The 20,207-nt window shown below is 74.1% G+C and carries 23 protein-coding genes and 1 pseudogene; 13 read left to right on the forward strand and 11 right to left on the reverse strand.

Annotated elements, in window-relative coordinates:
• Positions 1 to 270: pseudogene (locus ABZW03_RS07990) on the reverse strand (FAD-binding oxidoreductase); the annotation flags it as partial.
• Between the two features lie 74 nt (positions 271 to 344).
• On the opposite strand from ABZW03_RS07990, the gene ABZW03_RS07995 reads away from it, so the two are divergent.
• Both ABZW03_RS07995 and ABZW03_RS08000 read left to right on the forward strand, forming a co-directional pair.
• Positions 345 to 998, forward strand: a complete 654-nt coding sequence (locus ABZW03_RS07995) for a TetR/AcrR family transcriptional regulator (RefSeq protein ID WP_355253737.1) — start codon at positions 345 to 347, stop codon at positions 996 to 998.
• Positions 995 to 2,617: a glycerol-3-phosphate dehydrogenase/oxidase gene (locus tag ABZW03_RS08000; protein ID WP_355253738.1), complete on the forward strand. Its 1,623-nt coding sequence runs from the start codon at positions 995 to 997 to the stop codon at positions 2,615 to 2,617. The genes ABZW03_RS07995 and ABZW03_RS08000 overlap by 4 nt, the downstream gene beginning before the upstream one ends.
• Here the strand turns inward: ABZW03_RS08000 and ABZW03_RS08005 are convergent.
• Together ABZW03_RS08005 and ABZW03_RS08010 are read right to left on the reverse strand one after the other, a co-directional pair.
• Positions 2,605 to 3,048 (reverse strand): hypothetical protein, encoded by a 444-nt coding sequence (locus ABZW03_RS08005; RefSeq protein WP_355253740.1) that lies wholly within the window; start codon positions 3,046 to 3,048, stop codon positions 2,605 to 2,607. The genes ABZW03_RS08000 and ABZW03_RS08005 overlap by 13 nt on opposite strands.
• 155 nt (positions 3,049 to 3,203) lie before the next feature.
• The gene (locus tag ABZW03_RS08010) at positions 3,204 to 3,497 is read right to left on the reverse strand and encodes a hypothetical protein (protein WP_355253742.1); all 294 of its coding nucleotides are present in this window, start codon (positions 3,495 to 3,497) and stop codon (positions 3,204 to 3,206) included.
• Positions 3,498 to 3,636: 139 nt separating this feature from the next.
• On the opposite strand from ABZW03_RS08010, the gene ABZW03_RS08015 reads away from it, so the two are divergent.
• Together ABZW03_RS08015 and ABZW03_RS08020 are read left to right on the forward strand one after the other, a co-directional pair.
• On the forward strand, positions 3,637 to 4,053 hold the full coding sequence (locus ABZW03_RS08015; protein ID WP_355253744.1) for a hypothetical protein: 417 nt from the start codon (positions 3,637 to 3,639) through the stop codon (positions 4,051 to 4,053).
• A 139-nt stretch (positions 4,054 to 4,192) separates the two neighbouring features.
• The gene (locus ABZW03_RS08020; protein WP_355253746.1) at positions 4,193 to 4,768 is read left to right on the forward strand and encodes a TerD family protein; all 576 of its coding nucleotides are present in this window, start codon (positions 4,193 to 4,195) and stop codon (positions 4,766 to 4,768) included.
• A gap of 71 nt (positions 4,769 to 4,839) precedes the next feature.
• Here the strand turns inward: ABZW03_RS08020 and ABZW03_RS08025 are convergent, their stop codons facing one another.
• Entirely contained in the window at positions 4,840 to 6,114 is a 1,275-nt protein-coding gene (locus ABZW03_RS08025) for an FAD-dependent monooxygenase (protein ID WP_355253748.1), read from the reverse strand.
• Positions 6,115 to 6,434: 320 nt separating this feature from the next.
• Between ABZW03_RS08025 and ABZW03_RS08030 the strand changes: the two genes are divergently transcribed.
• The 6 genes from ABZW03_RS08030 (at position 6,435) to ABZW03_RS08055 (ending at position 11,759) form a co-directional block, all read left to right on the forward strand.
• Positions 6,435 to 8,477 carry an NADPH-dependent 2,4-dienoyl-CoA reductase gene (locus tag ABZW03_RS08030; RefSeq protein WP_355253750.1) on the forward strand — a complete coding sequence of 681 codons (2,043 nt, stop codon included), beginning with the start codon at positions 6,435 to 6,437 and terminating at the stop codon, positions 8,475 to 8,477.
• Positions 8,478 to 8,565: 88 nt separating this feature from the next.
• Complete coding sequence (locus ABZW03_RS08035) at positions 8,566 to 9,135, forward strand: PadR family transcriptional regulator (protein ID WP_355253752.1); 570 nt, start codon at positions 8,566 to 8,568, stop codon at positions 9,133 to 9,135.
• A gap of 91 nt (positions 9,136 to 9,226) precedes the next feature.
• Positions 9,227 to 9,970, forward strand: a complete 744-nt coding sequence (locus ABZW03_RS08040; protein WP_355253754.1) for a hypothetical protein — start codon at positions 9,227 to 9,229, stop codon at positions 9,968 to 9,970.
• A gap of 278 nt (positions 9,971 to 10,248) precedes the next feature.
• On the forward strand, positions 10,249 to 10,743 hold the full coding sequence (locus ABZW03_RS08045) for a hypothetical protein (RefSeq protein WP_355253756.1): 495 nt from the start codon (positions 10,249 to 10,251) through the stop codon (positions 10,741 to 10,743).
• Positions 10,744 to 10,876: 133 nt separating this feature from the next.
• On the forward strand, positions 10,877 to 11,236 hold the full coding sequence (locus ABZW03_RS08050) for a hypothetical protein (protein WP_355253758.1): 360 nt from the start codon (positions 10,877 to 10,879) through the stop codon (positions 11,234 to 11,236).
• Between the two features lie 91 nt (positions 11,237 to 11,327).
• Positions 11,328 to 11,759 (forward strand): hypothetical protein, encoded by a 432-nt coding sequence (locus ABZW03_RS08055; protein WP_355253760.1) that lies wholly within the window; start codon positions 11,328 to 11,330, stop codon positions 11,757 to 11,759.
• Positions 11,760 to 11,868: 109 nt separating this feature from the next.
• Here the strand turns inward: ABZW03_RS08055 and ABZW03_RS08060 are convergent, their stop codons facing one another.
• A complete protein-coding gene (locus ABZW03_RS08060) occupies positions 11,869 to 13,089 on the reverse strand; it encodes an acetylhydrolase (RefSeq protein ID WP_355253761.1) in 1,221 nt (406 codons plus the stop codon).
• Between the two features lie 145 nt (positions 13,090 to 13,234).
• Positions 13,235 to 14,185, reverse strand: a complete 951-nt coding sequence (locus ABZW03_RS08065) for a phosphatidylinositol-specific phospholipase C (RefSeq protein WP_355253763.1) — start codon at positions 14,183 to 14,185, stop codon at positions 13,235 to 13,237.
• Positions 14,186 to 14,371: 186 nt separating this feature from the next.
• On the opposite strand from ABZW03_RS08065, the gene ABZW03_RS08070 reads away from it, so the two are divergent.
• The gene (locus tag ABZW03_RS08070) at positions 14,372 to 14,737 is read left to right on the forward strand and encodes a hypothetical protein (protein ID WP_355253765.1); all 366 of its coding nucleotides are present in this window, start codon (positions 14,372 to 14,374) and stop codon (positions 14,735 to 14,737) included.
• A 98-nt stretch (positions 14,738 to 14,835) separates the two neighbouring features.
• Positions 14,836 to 15,102 (forward strand): hypothetical protein, encoded by a 267-nt coding sequence (locus ABZW03_RS08075; protein WP_355253767.1) that lies wholly within the window; start codon positions 14,836 to 14,838, stop codon positions 15,100 to 15,102.
• 95 nt (positions 15,103 to 15,197) lie between these two features.
• Here ABZW03_RS08075 and ABZW03_RS08080 read toward each other — a convergent pair whose 3' ends face one another.
• The 3 genes from ABZW03_RS08080 to ABZW03_RS08090 all read right to left on the reverse strand — a co-directional run bounded on the left by ABZW03_RS08080 (position 15,198) and on the right by ABZW03_RS08090 (position 17,282).
• Positions 15,198 to 16,073 carry a methyltransferase domain-containing protein gene (locus ABZW03_RS08080; RefSeq protein ID WP_355253769.1) on the reverse strand — a complete coding sequence of 292 codons (876 nt, stop codon included), beginning with the start codon at positions 16,071 to 16,073 and terminating at the stop codon, positions 15,198 to 15,200.
• 166 nt (positions 16,074 to 16,239) lie between these two features.
• Entirely contained in the window at positions 16,240 to 16,683 is a 444-nt protein-coding gene (locus tag ABZW03_RS08085) for an ArsI/CadI family heavy metal resistance metalloenzyme (RefSeq protein ID WP_355253771.1), read from the reverse strand.
• Positions 16,684 to 16,940: 257 nt separating this feature from the next.
• Positions 16,941 to 17,282, reverse strand: coding sequence for an Ig-like domain-containing protein (locus ABZW03_RS08090; protein ID WP_355253773.1), 342 nt, complete (start codon positions 17,280 to 17,282; stop codon positions 16,941 to 16,943).
• Between the two features lie 209 nt (positions 17,283 to 17,491).
• Between ABZW03_RS08090 and ABZW03_RS08095 the strand changes: the two genes are divergently transcribed.
• Entirely contained in the window at positions 17,492 to 17,875 is a 384-nt protein-coding gene (locus ABZW03_RS08095; RefSeq protein WP_355253775.1) for a VOC family protein, read from the forward strand.
• A 48-nt stretch (positions 17,876 to 17,923) separates the two neighbouring features.
• Here the strand turns inward: ABZW03_RS08095 and ABZW03_RS08100 are convergent, their stop codons facing one another.
• Entirely contained in the window at positions 17,924 to 18,799 is an 876-nt protein-coding gene (locus tag ABZW03_RS08100) for a DUF3592 domain-containing protein (RefSeq protein WP_355253777.1), read from the reverse strand.
• Between the two features lie 22 nt (positions 18,800 to 18,821).
• Complete coding sequence (locus ABZW03_RS08105) at positions 18,822 to 19,910, reverse strand: hypothetical protein (RefSeq protein WP_355253779.1); 1,089 nt, start codon at positions 19,908 to 19,910, stop codon at positions 18,822 to 18,824.
• Positions 19,911 to 20,207 lie beyond the last annotated feature (297 nt).

Raw genomic sequence — 20,207 nt, forward strand, 5'->3', positions numbered from 1 at the left:
GCTGCGGCGGCGCAGCAGGTCGGGGGTGGACTTGCCGCCGGCGCGCGGCAGCCGGTCGGCGTCGGCGGCGCTGACGTGCGCCTCGCCGACGGCGCCGGCCAGCGCCGTGAGGTCCTCGGCGGAGATCCGGGACGGGTGCAGCACGACCTCGTCGGCGCTCGGCCCGGGGGCGGCGTCGCCGGTGACGCCGAGCGCGGCGGCGAGCAGCCCCTTGATGTCGGCGGACAGCTCCTTGGCCAGGGCCGGGTCGCCCCAGGCGTCCCACTTCATCGGGGGGAGCGGAAGTGCGGCGCCGGCCGGTTCCGCTTGCGTCTCAGGTGCCATGCGTTACAGTTTCACACATCATGTCAAGTAGTAACGCCGAGCAGGCGAACGCCGACGAACCGCGCAGCTTCGACGAACCGCGCAGCACGGGCGGGCCGCGCAGCACGGATGAACCGCGCAGCACCGACGACGCGATCCTGGACGCCGCCGCCGACCTGATCGTCCACCTCGGCGTGCGCCGCACCCAGCTCGCCGAGATCGCCCGCCGCGCCGGCGTCAGCCGTCCGACCGTCTACCGCCGCTGGCCGGACGTCCGGGCGGTGATCGGCGCGCTGCTCACCCGGGAGATCCTGGCCACCCTGGAGGCCGCCCCGCCGGCCGGCCGCGACCGGGAGGCCTTCGTCGAGCGGACCGTGGAGATCGCCGTCCGGCTGCGCGACCACCCGGTGATCGGCGCCCTGCTCCGCTCCGACGACTCCGACCTGCTGCTCGAGTACGTCGTCGAGCGGCTCGGCGCCAGCCAGCGCGGCCTGCTGGAGGCGCTGCGCACCGGCATCGAGCAGGGCCAGGAGCACGGCTCGATCCGGGCCGGGGAGCCGCTCGAACTGGCCGCCATGGTCCTGCTGATCGCCCAGTCCACCGTCCAGTCGCACCGCATGGTCGCCTCCCTGCTGCCCGAGGCGGCCTGGCGGCGCGAACTGGCCAGAGCACTGAACGGATACCTCGCGCCATGACCTCCACCGCAGGCCCGCACGGAACTTCGTCGGCCGGCCCGTACGCCGGCACCGGCCGGCTCGACGCCGTCCGCCGGAAGCTGGAGCTCGACGCGCTCGGCGACGACGCCCGGATCGACCTGCTGGTCATCGGCGGTGGCGTCACCGGTGCCGGAGTGGCCCTGGACGCGGCCTCGCGCGGCCTGCGCACCGTCCTGGTGGAGGCCCGCGACCTCGCCTTCGGAACCAGCCGCTGGAGCTCCAAACTGGTGCACGGCGGCCTGCGCTACCTCGCCTCCGGCCGGCTCAAGGTGGCCCGGGAGAGCGCCGTCGAGCGCCACGTGCTGATGACCCGCACCGCCCCGCACCTGATCCGGGCGCTGCCCCAACTGGTGCCGCTGGTCCCGGGCCTGCTGCGCCCGGGCCAGGCCGCGCTGATCCGCACGGGCTTCCACGCCGGCGATGCGCTGCGCCTGACGGCCGGAACCCCGGGCGCGCTGCTGCCCCGGGTGCGCCGGATCGACGCCGACCGCACCCGCCGACTGGTGCCGGGCGTCCGGACGGACGGGCTGCGCGGCGCGCTGGTCGCCCACGACGGCCAACTCGTGGACGACGCCCGGCTGGTGGTCGCGCTGGCCCGCACCGCCGCGCAGTACGGGGCGAGCGTGCTGACCCGGGTGCGCGCCGAGCAGGTCACCGGCACCTCGGCCCGGCTGGTCGACACCCTGACCGGGCGGGAGCTGGCCGTCCGGGCCGGCGCGGTGGTCAACGCCACCGGCGTCTGGGCGGGCGAGGTGGACACCTCGATCCGGCTCCGGCCCAGCCGGGGCACCCACCTGCTGGTGGACGCGGCGGCGCTCGGCCACCCGACCGCCGCCCTCACCGTGCCGGTGCCCGGCTCCACCAGCCGGTTCGTCTTCGCCCTGCCGCAGCAGCTCGGCCGGGTGGCGATCGGCCTGACCGACGAGGACGCCCCGGGCCCGATCCCGGACGAGCCGCAGCCCACCGAGGCCGAGCTCGACTTCCTCCTCGACACCGTCAACGCCGCCCTCGCCACCGCCCTGACCAGGGCGGACGTGCGCGGTGCCTACGCCGGGCTGCGCCCGCTGATCGACACCGGGGACGGCAGCACCGCCGACATCTCGCGCGAGCACGCGGTGCTGGAGAGCCCGGACGGGGTGATCACCGTGGTCGGCGGCAAGCTCACCACCTACCGCACGATGGCCGAGGACGCGGTGGACACCGCCGTCCGGCTGCGCGGCCTGCCGGCCCGCGCCTGCTGGACGGCCCGGCTGCCGCTGATCGGTGCCCCCGGCCACCGGGACGGCCGCCCGCTGCCCAGCGGTGCGGCGCCCGCCTCACTGCTCGCCCGCCACGGCGGCGCGGCCCACGAGGTGCTGGCGGCGGGGGAGTTGACGCCGATCGCGGAGGGCCTGGACGTGACCCGCGCCGAGGTCGCCTACGCGCTCACCCACGAGGGCGCGCTGGACGCCGCCGACGTGCTGGACCGCCGCACCAGGATCGGGCTGGTCGCGGAGGACGCCGAGCGGGCCCGGAAGGCGGTCGAGGAGATCGTGGCGGAGCGCCTCGGGGACGGGAGCGGGAGCGGGGACGGGAGCGGGGGCGGTCAGGAGGGCTGAGCGCGCCGGGGGAAGGGAGCGAGGTCCGGCTCGACCCAGGCCGTCCGGGCCCGCTCGCCCGCGAGCGTCTGCGGGCGGTAGTGACGGGCGAGCAGGTCCTTGTCGAGCAGCTCGGGGTGGCGGGCGGCGAAGCGCTCGAATGCCGTCGCGTCGTCGGGGCGGTCGCCATCGGTGCGGCTGTCGTCGGCGTGCGAGGCCACCAGCTCGACCCAGGCCCGGGTCATGGTGACGTGGAACTTCTGCGGTGCGCCGGCCTTGGTGGCGGTGCGCCGGATGCCCTCGCCGACCAGGTCGAGGGCGGCGGGGGCACCGTGGCGGCGCACGGCGAGCCAGGTGAGCCGGACGTGCTGGCGGTGGCCGAAGCGCTCGGCGTCGGCCATCACCTCGCGCAGCAGGCCGTCGAAGGTGTCGGGGGTCGCGGGAGAGGTCATGCGGCGGCTTTCGTCGTGGAGGTCCGGGCCGACGGGGTCCGGTGCGTGGAGGTCCCGTTCGTGGAGGTCGGGCAGCTGGTGTTCCGGCCGGTGGGCCCGGCCCGGGATCGTAAGGTTTCCCGGCATTCGTGAGCAAATCGCCCGAACGGGTGGTTTCAGCGCGCCGTACGCTCCGGCATCGGGTGCTCGGTGCCGGACAGGTCCAGGACGCAGGAGAGCGGGTGCTCGGCCCGGCCGGTGCGCTCCAGTCGCACCGCGATCGGCTTCGGCGGCTCCTCGGCGACCTGGGCGGCGAGGGTCAGCGGATAGACGCCGTGCCCGTGGACCCGGTGGAAGGCGCACTCCTTGCCGTCGACCAGCAGCTCGGTCTCGGTGATCCAGCCGGACCGCACGTTGACGGTCACCGAGTGCCCGCCCTGATCGAGGTGGAAGCTGTACCGCTGGCGCATCGGGACCTCCGGCGACAGGGCCTGCGACGAGGCGGAAGACGAGGCGGAACGAGGGGAGAGCCGACGAGGGGGAACGGGGGACCGCAGGCGGGGGAAATCCACTGCCAGTCTAGGGCGACCGGTCGTTAGGGTGCTCGGCATGCGGAGCACAGCAGGCGGCCTGCGGCCGTACGGACCGGGCGAGGAACTGGCCGAGGACGAGTGCGTCCTCGGGCTGTACCGGGTGCCGGTCAAGGCTAGGACGGGGCGGACGGCCGGCCCGGCGCCGCAGCCCGGACGGTTGGAGCGCCACGCCGACGGCGGCGCCCTGCGGGCCGTGCTGCGCCGCCTGGGCGCGCGGGCCCTGCCTACCCTCGCCCGCCACGAGCCGGACCTCGACTTCAGCAGCCGGATCGGGCAGCCGTCGATGGCCGCCCTGGTCCGGGAGATCGAGCGGGTGGACCCGGCCCGCCTCCCGGCCGGCGAGCGCGAGGTGCTGGGCCTGCTGCTGGGCTGGGGCCGCCGGGCGCTGGCCGAGAAGGGCGCGCTGCGGATCGAGGTCGACGCCGGCCGGTGACGGGTGAGCCGTGGTCCCCGTACGGGGTTCCCGCGGGCGACCCGGAGGAATTCCCGGGGCGGGCCCGACCGCAGACGGATTCTCGTGGTCTCTACAGTGTTGTAGATTCGTCCACAGGGAGAGATCCGAGGAGGGCATTGTGGGAGTTTCGCTGGCCAAGGGCGGCAACGTCTCGCTGAGCAAGGAGGCGCCCGGTCTGAGCGCCGTGATCGTCGGTCTCGGCTGGGACGTGCGCACCACCACCGGGGCCGACTACGACCTGGACGCCAGTGCGCTGCTGTGCAACGCGCTGGGCAAGGTGGTCTCGGACCAGCACTTCGTCTTCTTCAACAACCTCCGCAGCCCCGACGGTTCGGTCGAGCACAGCGGCGACAACCTGACCGGCGGCGGGGACGGGGACGACGAGCAGATCAAGGTCGACCTGGACCGCGTCCCGGTCGACGTGGCCAAGGTGGTCTTCCCGGTGTCGATCTACGACGCCGACGCCCGGCTGCAGAACTTCGGGCAGGTCCGCAACGCGTTCATCCGGATCGTCAACCAGGCCAACGGCGTGGAGATCGCGCGCTACGACCTGACCGAGGACGCCTCCACCGAGACCGCGATGGTCTTCGGCGAGCTGTACCGCAACGGCGCCGAGTGGAAGTTCCGCGCCATCGGCCAGGGCTACGCCTCCGGCCTGCGCGGCATCGCGACCGACTACGGCGTCAACGTCTGACCGTCCGCACAGCCATCAACGCCCGGTAGGCCCGGGTGAGTTGACGGGATTTCGGCGGTCGCGCCGCACGCTCAGCCGGTACGGTCGAGCGCGTGGCCGCCGAACCCCCCGCTGCCGGCCAGTTGTTGCCGCCACCAGGCGGTCATGGCCGGCTCGTCCATCCCGGACCAGTCCGGCGCCCCGGTGACCTGGGCCCGGCCCAGGGTGCGGCCCAGTTCCACCAACTCCCGCCCGGCCGCAGTCCGTTCGCGGTCGTAGGCGGCCAGCAGCTCCGGCCAGGAGCGGGCCTCCCGCCCCGCCAGCTCGAAGGCGTGGGCGTCCTGCATCGCCTTCACCGCGCCGCTGGTGTTGTGCGGGCGCACCACGGTGGCCGCGTCCCCACCGATCAGCAGCCGCCCGGCCGTGCGGCGCGGGGCCGCCAGGTCGTAGATCGGCTGCAGGAAGGTCCGTTCGCGCGGGGTCAGCGTGACCAGGCCGGCCCAGTACGGCGGCAGGTGCCGCTCGGCGAGCTGCCGCAGTTCGTCCAGCCGCGCGTCGGAGAGGCTGCCCGCCGGGATGCTGGTCGGGCCGTCCAGCCGCAGCCAGGCCGGGGTGGGGGCGTAGAAGACCCAGTTCACCTGGGTGCGGCCGGGCTCGACCCCGGGGATGCGGTAGATCACCACCTGGCCGCCGGGGTAGCAGGCGGTGATGCAGTGCTCCTCCGGCCAGGCGGCCGCGCCGCCGGGCAGTTCGGCCAGCAGGGCGGCGTCGTAGCTGCCGCGCCAGCACACGTACCCGGCGTACGCGGGTTCGGCCTGCGGGCAGACGGCGGCGCGCACCACCGAGCGGTAGCCGTCGGAGCCGATCACCAGGTCGTACTCCTCGCGGCCGCTGCCCGCCTCGACCCAGGCGCGGGCGGGCGCGTCGCCCCCGGCCGGCCCGTCGTCGTTGCCCCGCGTGTTGCCGACCGCCGTCACAGTGGCGCCCAGCCGGAACTCGACCCGCTCGGGCATCCGTTCGCGCAGCGCCTGCCAGAGCACGCCCCAGTGGTGGGAGTGGAACGGGAAGGGCTGGGCCCAGAGCAGCCGGCCGCAGCCGTCCGGCCCGTCGCCCTCGCCGGCCGCGCCCCGGGTGACCCAGCGGCGGACGGCGAGGCGGTGGCGGCGGGTGTCCGCGTCGAGGTGCCCGGCCCGGACCAGTTCGTCGAAGCGGTCGTTGTGGGTGCACAGCCCCACGCCGCGGTCCTCCAGGTGACCGGGGCTGCGTTCCAGCACCACCACGCGTTCCGCGCCGAGCCGGGCGGCGGCGCCGGCGAAGGCGCTCCCCGCGATGCTGCCCCCGACCACGGCCACCGAGCCACCCCGCACGGTCGCTCCTCTCCCGAGCTCGCGTCGTCCCCCGGGGCGTCTCCCGGGTTCGTGCCGTCCTCGGGCCGTCCCCGAGTTCGTGCCTTCCCCGGGGCGCCCCCGGGTCGTCCCCCGTGCTGTCCGGGACACGACGATACGCCGCCGGCCCGGCCCCGGCGCCGTGTTCGAGCCATTCGGCGGGCGCTCCCGGTGCTCCCGGCGGGCCGTCCCGCGGTGCCGCCCCGAGGCCCCGGCCGAGCCTTATGCAACTAGTTGCATACCCAGCCGCCGTTCCCCTACCCTGCGGTAACCACCACCCTCAGCCCGCCCAGGAGACGTCGATGAGCGCCCACCCCGGCAGCAGCCGCTACCCGCACCTGCTCAGCCCGCTCGACCTCGGCTTCACCACCCTGCCCAACCGCGTGATCATGGGCTCCATGCACGTCGGCCTGGAGGAGGCCCCCGGCGGCTACGAGCGGATGGCCGCCTTCTACGCCGAGCGGGCCCGCGGCGGCGTCGGCCTGATCGTCACCGGCGGCATCGCCCCCAACGAGGCCGGGCGCCCCTGGGAGGGCGGCGCGATGCTGACCACCGAGGAGGAGGCCGACGAGCACCGGGTGGTCACCGACGCGGTGCACGCCGCCGGCGGGCGGATCGCCCTGCAGATCCTGCACTTCGGCCGCTACGCCTACCACCGCGACCTGGTCGCCCCCAGCGCGATCCAGGCCCCGATCAGCCCCTTCACGCCCAACGCCCTCACCGCCGAGCAGGTCGAGCAGACCGTCGAGGACTTCGCCCGCTGCGCCGAACTCGCCCGCCGCGCCGGGTACGACGGCGTCGAGATCATGGGCTCCGAGGGCTACCTGATCAACGAGTTCGTCGTCGCCGCGACCAACCACCGCGAGGACGAGTGGGGCGGCCCGTACGAGCGGCGGATGCGCTTCCCGGTGGAGATCGTCCGCCGGGTCCGCGAGCGGGTCGGCGAGGACTTCATCATCGTCTACCGCCTCTCCATGCTCGACCTGGTGCCCGGCGGCTCCACCCTGGACGAGGTGGTGCGGCTCGCCCAGGCCGTCGAGGCCGCCGGGGCGACCATCATCAACAGCGGCATCGGCTGGCACGAGGCCCGCATCCCCACCATCGCCACCTCGGTGCCGCGCGGAGCCTTCGCCTGGGTGACGAAGAAGGTGATGGGCAGCGTCGGCATCCCGCTGGTCACCAGCAACCGCATCAACACCCCCGAGATCGCGGAGCGGTTGCTCGCCGAGGGCAGCGCCGACCTGGTCTCGATGGCCCGTCCGCTGCTCGCCGACGCCGACTTCGTCAACAAGGCGGCGGACGACCGCGCCGAGGCCATCAACACCTGCATCGGCTGCAACCAGGCCTGCCTCGACCACACCTTCAACCTCCAGATCACCTCCTGCCTGGTCAACCCGCGCGCCTGCCACGAGACCGAACTCGTTCTCGGCCCCACCCAGGTGCGCAAGCGGATCGGCGTCGTCGGGGCGGGCCCGGCCGGCCTGGCCTTCGCCGTCTCCGCCGCCGAGCGCGGCCACGACGTCACCCTGTACGACGCCGCCGAGGCGGTCGGCGGGCAGCTGAACGTCGCCCGGCGCATCCCCGGCAAGGAGGAGTTCGACGAGACGCTGCGCTACTTCCGCACCCGGCTGGCCGAGTTGGCCGTCACGCTGCGGCTCGGCGCGACCGTCACCGCCGAGCAGCTGGCCGAGCAGGGCCACGACGAGATCGTCCTCGCCACCGGCGTCACCCCGCGAACCCCCGCCGACATCCCGGGAATCGACCACCCCAGCGTGCTCGGCTACCTGGACGTGCTGCGCGACGGCGCACCGGTCGGCGAGCGGGTCGCCATCCTCGGCGCCGGCGGCATCGGCTTCGACGTGGCCGAGTTCCTCACCGACCAGGGCGACGCGGCGAGCCTCAACCCGCCCGTGTTCCAGGCGAAGTGGGGCATCGACCCGGAGTACCGCGAGCGCGGCGGCCTGCGCGCCCCGGAGCGGCCGAAGCCCCCGCGCAGCGTCCACCTGCTCCAGCGCAAGACCGGCAAGGTCGGCGCGGGCCTGGGCAAGACCACCGGCTGGATCCACCGCACCGAACTCAAGCACCGCGGCGTGGTGATGGTCCCCGGCGTGAGCTACGACCTGATCGACGACGCCGGCCTGCACATCACCGTGGACGGCGAGCGCCAACTGCTGCCCGTGGACACCGTCGTGCTCTGCACCGGCCAGGAGCCGCGCCGCGACCTGTACGAGGCGCTGCGCGAGCGGGGCCTGCCGGTGCACCTGATCGGCGGTGCCGACGTGGCCGCCGAACTGGACGCCAAGCGCGCCATCAAGCAGGGCACCGAGCTGGCCGCGGCCCTCTGACCGGCCCGGCGGCGGTGCGTCCGACCGGGCCGGTCGCCGTCCCGGTCGCCGTCCCGCCGACCGGGCCGGCCGCCGTACGATCGACGGCATGTCGCTGCCGCACGCCATCCTCACCGCCCTGCTGGAGAAGCCGTCCTCGGGGCTGGAGCTGACCAGGCGGTTCGACCGGTCGATCGGCTTCTTCTGGCCCGCCACCCACCAGCAGATCTACCGCGAACTCGGCCGGCTGGAGGCCTCCGGACACATCCGGGCCCTCCAGCCGGACGGGCCGGTGCGCGGGCAGAAGAAGGAGTACGAGGTCCTGCCGGAGGGCCGGGCCGAACTGGCCCGCTGGACCGCCGAGGGCGCCGCGCCGCGCGCCGTACGGGAGCCGCTGCTGCTGCGGCTGCGGGCGGCCGCGGTGGTCGGCACGGACGGGCTGGCGGCCGAGCTGGAGCGCCATCTGTCCCTGCACCGGGCGCAGTTGGCCGACTACCGGGAGATCGAGCAGCGCGACTTCCCGGCCGAGCGGGCGGACGCCGGGTACCGGCTCCAGCACGCGGTGCTGCGGGCCGGCATCGGGCTGGAGACCTTCTGGACGCAGTGGCTCGCCGAGACCCTCGAAGCCCTGGAGATGCTGCCCCCGCTGCCCTCATCCGGGCCCGTGGACCCGTCCTGACCTGCGGGGATCCCCGCCCGCGCGCCCCGTCCGGCCCCCGGTGGGACACTGGTTGCCTGTCCCTGCCCGAACTCTCGACCGGGGGCCCCGCATGTCTCTTCCCAGGCCCATCCACGCCCTCACCGCCGCGGCCGCCGCCGTGGCGGTCGCCCTGGGCCCGGCGGCCCTGCCGGCGTCGGCGGCACCAGCCCAGGACATCCAGCAACTGCCCTCCGCCGACCAGTTGAAGTCGGCCCTGCTGACCGCGGCCGACCTCGGCCCCGGCTACACCGAGATCCCGGTGACCCAGAGCCCCGCCCCCGGCGAGAACCCGACCCCGGTGAGCGGCTGCGCGGCGCTCAGCGCCCTGATCAACATGCGCGCCACCCAGACCGGCCGGGACCTCCCGCACGCCGCGGTCGAACTCGACGGCCCGGACGGCAACCCGATGGTCACCCAGGCCCTCGCGGCCGAGGCGCCCGAGCGGCTCACCGCCGACTACAACACCGTCGCCGACGCCCTGCGGACCTGCCACAGCATCACCTTCAACGCCGGCACCGAGGACAGCGTGACCTTCACCGTCTCCCCGGTCACCCTCGGCGACCGCAAGGACGCCCCGGCCGTCCACCTCGACGGCTCCCTGGCCGGCGTCCAACTCAACGCCTACGTCGGCATCGAGCGCTTCGGCAACGTGGCCATGGCCTTCGGCTTCTACGAACGCCAGGGCTCCTCCGAGCAGACCGCCTCCATGCAGTACCGCACCGCCGTCGCCAAGGTCGAACGCACCCTCGGCACCCACGCCGGCAGCACCACCGCCCCCACCGCCGCCACCACTCCCGACGGCAAGCGCGTCTGACGCCCCCTGAGGACTTCCCGCGGCAGCAACGATTCGATCACCATGACCCTTCGCACCGCCAGGGGCTGGAAGAGTGTGCGACGGCTGTGCCGACGGCCCCACCACGTGCACCGCGCTCGATGGGGCGATGGGGGAGGGGAAAGGACGTGAGGGGTCTACCGACGAAACTCCGCGCCGTTCTCGCGGGTCTGCTGGTCAGCGCCTGCGCTTGCACCGGGGCACCCGGCGCTGCGCCGAGTTCTCCGGGCAGGACCGGCGCGGAGTCTCCGGGAGTGGCGGTGTCGGAGGACGTCAGGCAGCAGGTCCTGCACCTGGCCGAGGAGAACGGCAATGCCCCGGCCGGTGGCGAGTTCGTGGTCGCTCGGTACGACAGCGGCTACGGCCCGGAGTTGATCTGGCAGGCCGAGAAGACCGGTGCCATCTGCTCGGCGTCGCCGGGGGTCATCTCGCGTGGCTGCGTCCCGCTCGCGGACATCGCCGTGCGGCCGAACCCCGGAGTCGGAATCTTCCTCGGTGCCAGTCTGCGCAACGGTCAGTGGTCGGTCATGCTGATGGCGAGCGGCGAGACGGTCGAGCAGATCTCCTGCCAGGGGCGGAACTTCCCGGTACGGAAGGGGTATTCGGTCACCGTCGACGGTGTGCCCCGCATCGTCTACACCGCCTCCGTACCGCGGGACCTCCAAGGCCAGTACTGGGTGGAAGCCCGGCGCGAGGGTGCGCCGGCCGAGGACCGGTTGGCGCTCGAGATGGACAGGGCCCCCGTACAGTGCTGAGCGATCGGGCCCGTGTACGGGGCACACGGCGAGCGCGTTCGAGCGTTCGGAAGGGAGATCTTGGGTGTTCGGGGTCCTGAGGGCCGGGCGGGAGCGAGCCCGGAGCGGGTGGCGCGTCCTGTCCGTAGCTCTGGTGCCGGTGCTGCCGTTGGCTGTCGCCTGTTCGGCCGGGGAGGAGAAGAGGCCGCCGGTGGTCGGGACGTGGACGTCGGGCATCGGGTCGATCCAGTTCCTGGAGGGCGGAGAACTGGGCGAGGTGAGTCTTCTGCCTGCCGCGTGCCTTGGGGAGAAGTCGTCCACTCCGGTGCAGTTCACCGGTACCTGGAAGCACGGCAGTTTCGAGGACGCCGGGACCGGGGCGTGGGTCACGCTGACCTCCGCTTCCGGTGCTCTGACCTGCGAGACGTACTTCCAGTACTTCACGTACGAGGGGCAGGAACGGCTGCAGCTGACCGGAGTGTCGATCGCCGATGAGCCTTTCATCCGGCAGTAGTCCACCGGGAATGGAGAACCGGGCTCCGTGATGAGGAAGCCCTGAGCAGTGTCGGTGCGGTCGTGGGCCGCTGGGGGAGGACGTGCGAGTCATGGGTGTGTGGGGTGCGCTGAAGTCGCGGGAGGGGCTCGTCCTGCTGGTCGGCCTCCTGGTGATCGTCGGGGTGACGGGCTATCTGAAGCTCAGGCCGGGAGGGCCGGAGGCGAAGGACTACGTGGGTCGTTGGGCCGCGCGGGACGAGGTGATCGAGCTGCGAGGAGACGGGACTCTCGGTGAGGTGCGGCTCGACGGCTACTTCTGTTTGAAGGCTCCGGTGGTTGCTGCCGATCCGCTCGGCGAGTACCGGGGGACCTGGAAGATCGGAAGCGTCGACGACGGCGGGGCAGGAGTGTTCGTGACGCTGCGGAACTACAACCGCGGGCAGGACTGCCAGATCCACCTGCAGGAACATCGCAACGGGCAGGTGACGGCCCTCTTCGCCCAGCCGCGGGGGGATGAGCAGCGACGGTTCTCAAGGACGTAGGTGCCGACGGGGGAGGCGCTGCGGTCGCTGCTGGTGGAGCTGTACCGGACGGGGGTCGCCCTCGCCGCGAAGTGACGGCGAGGGCGAGCGAGGGCGAAGCCGGCGGGGCTCAGGGGTGGTACACCACCTCGGGGAAGGCCTTCGACGGGCCGTCGAGCAGGTCGCCGCAGTGGCGGCCCCGCAGGTGGAGGTCGAAGAAGGCGCGCGGGTAGGCCTGTTGGATCAGCACCCCGCGGGTCGGGTCGAGGGTGCCGACCTGGGAGCGGATCTGCTGCTCGGTCATGCCGAGCACCTGGCCGGCCTGCGGGATCAGCGTCATGTTGTCGCCGTAGGACTTGTGCACGGCTCCGGTGGCCTGGACGTCGAGGCGCCAGCCGCGCAGGTGGCCCCAGAAGGTCTCCGCGTACGGGTTGGTGGCGCGGGCGAACTCGGCGGTCATCAGCATGAACGGCCGGTCGATGTCGGTGGTGATGGCGGGGTTGGACGCCATCGGCCCGTCGAGGGAGAGCCCGGCGCGGATGCGGCGGTCGGCGACCATGGCGAGGGCGGTGCCGGTGCCGCCCTTGGACCAGCCGAAGGCGCCGATGTTCCGCGCGTCCAGCCCGCCGAGCAGGCCGGTGGGCAGGGCGCGGCCGTCGACGTCGGGGTTGCGGCCGTTCGCGAGGTCGACGACGCGGTCGAGCAGGAAGAGGAGGTCGGCGGCGTAGTCCCTCGGGTACAGCCCCGGCGGGTTGGCGTCGCGGGTGACCACGGTGCCGTCGGGGAACTCGGTGATCCCGTCGTGGGTGTGGTCGACGGTGACGACGGCGAAGCCGTGGCTGGCCAACTCCTGGACCACGATGGTGTGGTCGGCGCGGTGGCTGCCCGCGCCGTGCGAGTAGAGGACGACGGGCAGCGGCCGGCCGGACCGGTGGACGGGCGCGCCCTGGTGGCCCGAGGTCAGCGGGGCCATCGCGAGGGGGAGCGGGAAGCCGACGTCCTCGAGGAAGGCCTTCAGGGCGCCCTCGGTCATCCAGGGGGCGAGCGGGTACGCGTCGGCGTCGGCGGACCGGGCCGGGTACCAGACGGTGGCCATCAGCTCGCGGAACCGGCCGGGACTGGCGTTCGGGTCGAGCCGGGACTCGTCGCGCAGGTGCAGCGGCACCAGGCCGACCGGGTACGGGCCGGTGGGCACGGGCAGGGTCAGCCGGGTGCTGCCGGAGGCCAGGAGGGGCGCGGCCGAGGCGGTGCGGGCGAGGCCCAGCGGCGCGACGGCCCCCAGCGCGAGCGCGGCGCCCAGCAGGCGGCGGCGGGTCGGTCCGGTGCGGGATGCGACGGGCGTGGTGTCCATGCGCGGAACGCTGTCACGTGGGCCGGGCGGGCGGCATCGGCCCGCCGGTTGATCCTCCGCCGCCGGGCACTGGCCCACGGGTTTACATCCCCGGGCTGATGCGGAGCGGCTCCGGACGGAAGACGCGGCCACAACGCCCCTGTGTTCAGGTGACGTTCTTGTCGATCAGCATCTGCAGCACGTTGACGTGGAGGTCCGGGAAGTCCATCGGCACGACGCCGTACCGGGCGCGCTGCTCGGTGCGGGCGCTCAGGTACGGGTACACCGTGCGGTCCATCAGCGCCTGCGAGCTGGTCCTCGGCCAGTAACCACCGGCGTAGGAGAGGAAGTTGACGAACATCTTCGGGTAGGTCGGGTTCAGGAAGGCCTTGTCGAACTGCGCGGCGATGGACCGGCCCTTCGCCCCCAGCGGGTCGAGGCCGCCGGTCTGCCAGACGTCCTGGGTGTCGAAGTGGGCGTTCTCACCGCTGGACCAGTCGATCAGGCCCCACGGGTTGGCGAAGTCGGCGAGCAGGACGACCTTCCCCCGGGCGGTGGCGAGGGTCGGCCACCCGTGGAAGTGGAACAGACCGCGGTAGCCCAGGCCGTCGAGGTAGTGGCCGACCCGCCGCAGGAACTCGGCGTCGTCGAGCGCCTGTCCGCCGGCCCGCTCGTTGCGCAGGCGCATCAGGACGGTCTCGCCGGGCTGCGAGCGGAGGAAGGACCGGCACTGGTCGAGCACGTCCTGGAGCCGGATGTGCTGGTAGTTGTCGGAGTGGTAGATCCCGAGTTCGTCGGGCGCGCCCTGCAGGCCGTTGCAGCGGATGTCGAGGAAGCGGACTCCCTCGGTCAACTGCCGCGGGATTCCCCAGTTCTGGGTGTGCGACCACTCGGTGCCGTAGGCGGGGTTCTCGCAGCAGGAGTCGTGGGTGCCCGGGACGGTGAGGTCCAGCAGGGAGAGGTCGCCGCTCAGGCGGCTCATCCAGCTCTCGGTCGGCAGCCCGCGCGGGGTGGTCGGGCCGTCCGCCCGGGCGGTGCCCGGCAGGGCGAGGCCCCCGAGCGCGGCGGCGCCGAATCCCGCGCCCCACCGGAGGAGTTCACGACGTGCGATGCCCATGCTGCGGCTCCTTGGGGTCCGGCCGACGGTCCGAGGCGTGCGGCTTCATGGTGGGGCACGCGGGTGCCGCTTCGACAGGTGCACGACGTCCCGATCCCGACCCCCGAGGGCCTCCCGGGAACCGGACGGGGCTGGTGGGGCGTGTGGGTCCCCGGAACACGGATCGCACGAGGGGGACGAGCGCGGATGGCGGCAGCGGAGAAGAGCGGTGGAACGGGCGGCTGCGCGTGGTTCCTCGCCGGACCGGTGCTGGCGGCGGTGGCCACGCTCGGGGGCGGGGCGGTGGCCACGCGGAGGTGGGACGCCTGCCCGTTCGGGATGGACGGGCCGACCCATGCGTCGATGGTGCTGAGCCTGCCGATCGGCTGGGTCGTCATGACCGTGCTGCTGGCCCTGCTGCAGTCGGTGCTGGCGGTGGTGCTGCCGGAGGACATCGAGCCGGAGGTCAAGTGGGTGGTGCTGGTCGTGGCGGCGGTGGTGCTGTTCCTGCTGTTCGGCTTCAGCCTGGACTCCCCGGACACCGGGCCGGGCGGCCCCTGCTCCCACGAGTAGCGGCCCGCGGCTGCCCGGCCGGGCCGGCGCCCGGCAGCGCCCTTCGGCGGGGCGAAGATCGAAATGCGCGGACGGCGGCGGCCCGCCACGGTGGGACCGTGGCAGCGATCGTCGTCCTCTTCGAACTGGCCCCGGACCAGGCCCTCGGCCCCGAGGGAGTCGGGCCGGGCGTGGTCGGGGTGCACGCCGCCGGCCAGGACCCGGACGTCCCGGAGGACCCACAGGCGCGCACCCTCTGCGGCCTGGACACCGCTCCGATGGAGCACTCGCACTACCGCCCCGCCCGGCCGGGCGAGCCCTGGTACCCGCCCGAGCTGGAGCAGCAGCGCTGCCGGCTCTGCGAGGCGGCGCTGCGCCGGCTCTGAGCACGGTACGGCGACAGCGGGCAGGCAGGCGTGCAGGCGGGCAGGCGGCCGGCCGGCAGGGCAGGCGAGGGCCGGTGGGCGAGGGCGGGCAGGGCTCAGTGGGGCCGGTGGGCGACGGCGGCGAACATCGTCACCGACAGGTGGAACGCCCCGACCCCGGCGGCCGCGTCGAGGCCGGCGGAGAGCCGGTCGCGCTGCTCCTCGGTGATCAGACCCCGCTCGACGGCCGCCGCGCCGAGCCCGCCGACGAGCGGCCCGCAGGTGGCGTGGGAGTCGTGCAGCAGGACGTCGGCGCCGAGCCGGTCGACGGTCAGCCCCGCCTCGACCAGCCAGCCCGCGAGGCTGCGCCCGGCGTCGGGTCGGGCGGCGGCGCCCCGGACGACGGTGGCCAGCGCGGAGCGGACCTCCGGCTCGGCCGGATGGAGCACGAAGGTGGACCAGTCGGTGTCCAGCAGCGCGACCCGGCCGCCCGGGCGCAGCACCCGGGCCATCTCGTCGACGGCCTTCGCCGGGTCGGTGAGGTGCTGGAGGACGCGCTCGCACCACACCACGTCCAACTCGCCGTCGGGCAGGGGCAGTGCGAGGGCGTCGCCGTCCAGGAACCGGGCCGGGCTGCCCGCCTCGGCGGCGCGCCGCTCGGCGACGGCCCGCAGGCCGGGGTTGGGCTCGATGCCGATCGCACGGCCGACCGCGCCGCCGGTCGCGTCGTCGCCCGCACCGCCCGCCGCGCCGCCCCGCGGGGCGACCGCCGCCGCGAGCACCTGGGTCTCCGAACCGGTGCCGGCCCCGATATCCAGCGCCCGCTCCCCGGGGCGGGCGGCGAGCTGCTCGTGCGCCCACGCGCGCAGCCGCCGGACGCCGGGGTTGGCGGCCTGGACGTCCAGCACGGCGATCAGCCGGTCGGTGAGCGCCGGGTCGGCGCCGGCGGCGTTGGCGGCGTGGAACGGCGAGGTGGGGCGCGGGTCGGTCATGGCGGCCACCCTAGGCGCGGGTGACGGCGCGTCACCCGCGCCCCGCTGACCGGCCGTCGGATCGATGGAGCTGGTCGCGGGAACACCCTTCCCGGGGTGGCGGATCAGGCCGAGAACCGCGCCTCCGGTGGCAACGGTGTTCGGTCGGAACAGGCAGGCGCGCGGCTCAGCGCCCCGAGCCGGCGGCGCCGCCGGTCCCGGTGCAGGCGGCGGGGGCGCCGTCGGCGTCCTTGTCCAGGGCGTCGGCGTCGGCCTTGACCACGTAGACCTCCCAGGGCTCCTTGCCGGGGCCGATCACCCAGGTCCTGTCCTGGGCGGCGTGGCGGCAGGGGGCGTCGATCTCCTCGACGGTGGCGAGGCCGGCGTCCCGCAGGCGGGCGGTGGCGGCGGCGACCTGCTCCGTGGAGGTGACCTCGACCCCGAGGTGGTCCAGGCGGGTGTCCTCGCCCGGCCGGCCCTCGATGAGGACGAGCTCCAGCGGGGGCTCGGCGACGGCGAAGTTCGCGTAGCCGGGACGGCGCTTGGCGGGCTCGGTGCAGAAGAGCCTGGTGTAGAAGGCGACGGAGCCTTCGAGGTCGGCGACGCGCAGGGCGAGCTGGACACGGGACATGGCGGCCTCCAAGGGATTGCCCGACGGGCAGGATCGATATCCGTCGATGCAAGCCTGTCGCCCGGATCGAAGCCCGTCAATATAGAAGAATATCGAAACAGTGGTCCCGGATGCTCGGCCGGAACGAGCGCGTCGATGCTTGTGGGCAGTCGCTGGAGGGGGATCCGACGGGCCGGGCTCGAAGGCCGGCTGAATGCGCGGAGTGGGAAGGCCCGGCCGACTCCCCACTCCCCGGGTTGCCAGTGGACGACGTGCGGCTACACGCCGACCGCGGTGCCGGCGTGGGCGGAGGCGGCCTGGTACTCGTCGTCGCCCTCGAACCGGGCTTCACAGCCGGTGGCCAGGGTGCTGGCGACGATGACCGGGTCGAGGATCTTGGAGCCGGAGTTCAGCTTGGCGATCCCGCTCTGGTCGGTGGTCGCCGAGCCGACCCGCTGGCCGCTCGCGGTGCTGTAGAAGGTGATCTGGCGCCCCACGATCGGCTTGCCGTCCGCGTCGGTCAGGGTGGCCTCGAAGTCGCCGCTGATCGGCGCGTGGGCGACCACGTGGCCGCTCACCGTGCGTGCTGTGAGCTTGACCGGCTTCTTGTCGGAACTCATAACGTAACCTCCTGGATGCACTGGGCTACTACCTCCACCGTAGGCGCGTCGGTACGGGGCGTGCACCTGGGCGGTATCGGCGCAGGTCGGAGCGGTGGACGGTTCGGTCGGACGGAGTGGCCGGCCGGAGCGGTCGGACGCGGTCGGCCGGGCGGCGGACCGGCGTGAGCCGCTGGCGCGCGGCGCGGTGATCGGGAAGACTCGCGCGCATGGTCTCAGTGGTGCAGAACGTGGCGATCGACTGTGCGGATGCTTATGGGCTGGCCCGGTTCTGGAGCGGGGTGACCGGCCGGCCGCTGGATCCCGACTGCGGGCCGGGGGACCAGGAGACGCAGGTGCTGCTGGCGCAGGGCCTGGTCCTGTACTTCAACCAGGTGCCCGAGGCCAAGACGGTCAAGAACCGGGTCCACCTCTGCCTGCGGCCCGAGACCTCGCGCGACCAGGAGGTGGAGCGGCTGCTGGGCCTCGGTGCCTCCTTCGTCGGCGACCACCGCGATCCGGACGGCTCGGGCTGGGCCGTCCTCGCCGATCCCGAGGGCAACGAGTTCTGCGTGCTGCGCAGCGAGTCCGACCGGGCGGCCGGGGACGCCTGACGCCAGGTACGGCGGGTACGCGGGGGAAGCCGGCCCCCGGGCCGCGGTTCACGCGGGCAGGACGAGCAGCAGGACCACCCCCGCGACCGCCACCGCCGCCGTGACGACGAGCGCCGTGACGGCGCAGCCGAGGCTCTTCCCCTCGGAGCGCCGCTCGGCGGCGAGGTCCGGGGTGAAGACGGCCGGGTCGGCGGGGGAGTAGTGGACCGTGAGCTCCTGGCCGTACGAGACCGCGGTGTCCGGCAGGTCCGAGGGGTAGTAGGCGGTGACGGCCGTCCCCTCGTGGGTGGTGAAGGAGACGACGGGTGCCCGGCGGGTGCGGAGGTCGCCGTCCTCGTCGGTGGTGACGGTCCTCAGGACGGCGATGACGCGCCCCGGCACGGGTGTCGCGGCGGTCAGCACGTCGAGCCGGCTCCGCCCGCGGTCCCGCTCCCCGGGCAGGTGGAACGCCGTGAGGACGGCGCACGGCGCGCCGGACGCGACCAGGGCCCACGGCCAGCCCCAGTCGATCGCGGCGAGGGCCACCAGTCCGCAGTAGACCAGGAACACCGCGAAGGTGGGCCGGCCGAGCCCGCGCCGGCCGTCCTGGAGGTCGTCGCTGAACCGGTAGGCGTGCGCCCGCCCGGGCGGGTAGCGGATGCCGACCTCCCGGCCGACCCAGGCCGTGGTGATCCGGTCGCCGCGGTCGCCGTCGTTCGTGACGGTGAACTCCTCGCCGGTGGACGGGTCCCGGAAGCGGACGACCACCGCGATGCCGTCCCGCTCGGAGCCCCCGTTCCGGGGCTCCCGGACCCGCTCGATCCGGCCCGTCACCCGGACCGTCCGCTGCGCCCGGGTCACGCCGGCCAGCGACCGCCCGTACCCGACCAGCGCCAGGAGGCCGAACGCCCCGCACCACAGCAGCAGAATCCTGTGCCAGTCCATGCCTGCCCGCTCCTGTCCGTGGTCAGTGCGCCGTGGTGCGCCGCAGCACCCGGCCCTGTCCGTCCGCCTCCAGCGCGGCGCTGCCCTCGGGCCCGGTCACGCCGATCCGGACGGTGAGGGGGCCGGTGACGGCGTCCGCGGTGAGCCGCCAGGTCTGCGGGGCGTGGACGCCGAGGGTGGTCCTGGCCTCCTCGACCAGGGCGGGGATCCGGTCGTAGGGCAGCGTCAGCGGATCGAAGTCCGGGGCCGCGGCGCCGGCCGGGGAGAACACCACCGACAGCAGGTTCTCCTGCACGACCACGGTGATCGCCTGGCGGGACTCCCGCTCCCCGGTCAACGCCTCGACGGACCGGCGCAGTTCGCCCTGGTCGAGGAAGGACCGGCCGGCGTCGAGGACGACGGTGCCGGAGCCCGCCGACACCACCGTGGTCGACCAGGTCGAGGAGACGGTCGGCGTCGCGGACGGGGGCGGGGTGGCGGCCTTCCGGTCGAACAGGTCCGCGCGGAACAGCAGGACGACGGCCGCCGCGGCGAGCAGCAGGCCGAGCAGTCCGAGGAAGCCGACGCCGCGGACCTCCGGGGGCTCGCTGAACCTGGTCGCGTCGGGCGCGGGGTCCAGCCGTGCCGCGGCCGCGCGTTCCTCCCACTCCGGCGTCGGCCGCTTCACGATCCGCACCAGCCACGGCCGGTCCGGCGGGTACCGGACCACCACCACGCCGTGCGGCCGGTAGTCGGGGAGGTCGGTGTCGTGGACGTCCTGGGTGAACCCCACCCGGAACGCGGGCCCGTCGTCCGGTACGACGGTGAGCTCGAACCGCACCGGCACGTCGCTGACCTTGCTCGCGGCGGCGTCCCGGCTCTCGATCACCGCGAGCGCCGTCCGCGGGACGACGGCCGCCTCCCGGGCCCGCCGCGGCGCGCCGGCGAGGGAGAGCAGCAGGCCGTAGACGACGGGGATGCCCGGGCCGGCGAGCAGCAGCGGCACCTTCTCCAGGACGACGCCGACGACCAGCACGGCGAGCGATCCGCCGGTCACGCCGCCCGTCAGGAAGCCGCGGGCGAGGGCGACCGGGATGTTGCGCCGGGGCGGCGCGCCGGTGGTGGTCGTCATACCGGCGATTGTGCCGGGTGGGGCCGACGGCGGACAGATCACGTCGCCAACAACCTTGCGCGATAACCGCCGTAACCGCCGTAACCGCGGTAGCCGCCGTAACCGCCTGACCGCCGTCACCGCCGTCGTGGCCGGAGCGGGCCTGCCGTGGCCGCCGCAACCTCCGCGGCCGTCCCGCCGGGGCTTTCCCGGCAACTCCTCCTGACGAGCGGATCACCTGTTCTAGGATCCTGGGGCCGGTGACGACCCCTTCCCTGCGCAGGGCGGGGGCGGTTGATCGCCGTGGCCCGGACGGCA

Origin of the sequence: Kitasatospora sp. NPDC004799 (assembly GCF_040609095.1) — a bacterium.
Lineage (GTDB): Bacteria > Actinomycetota > Actinomycetes > Streptomycetales > Streptomycetaceae > Kitasatospora.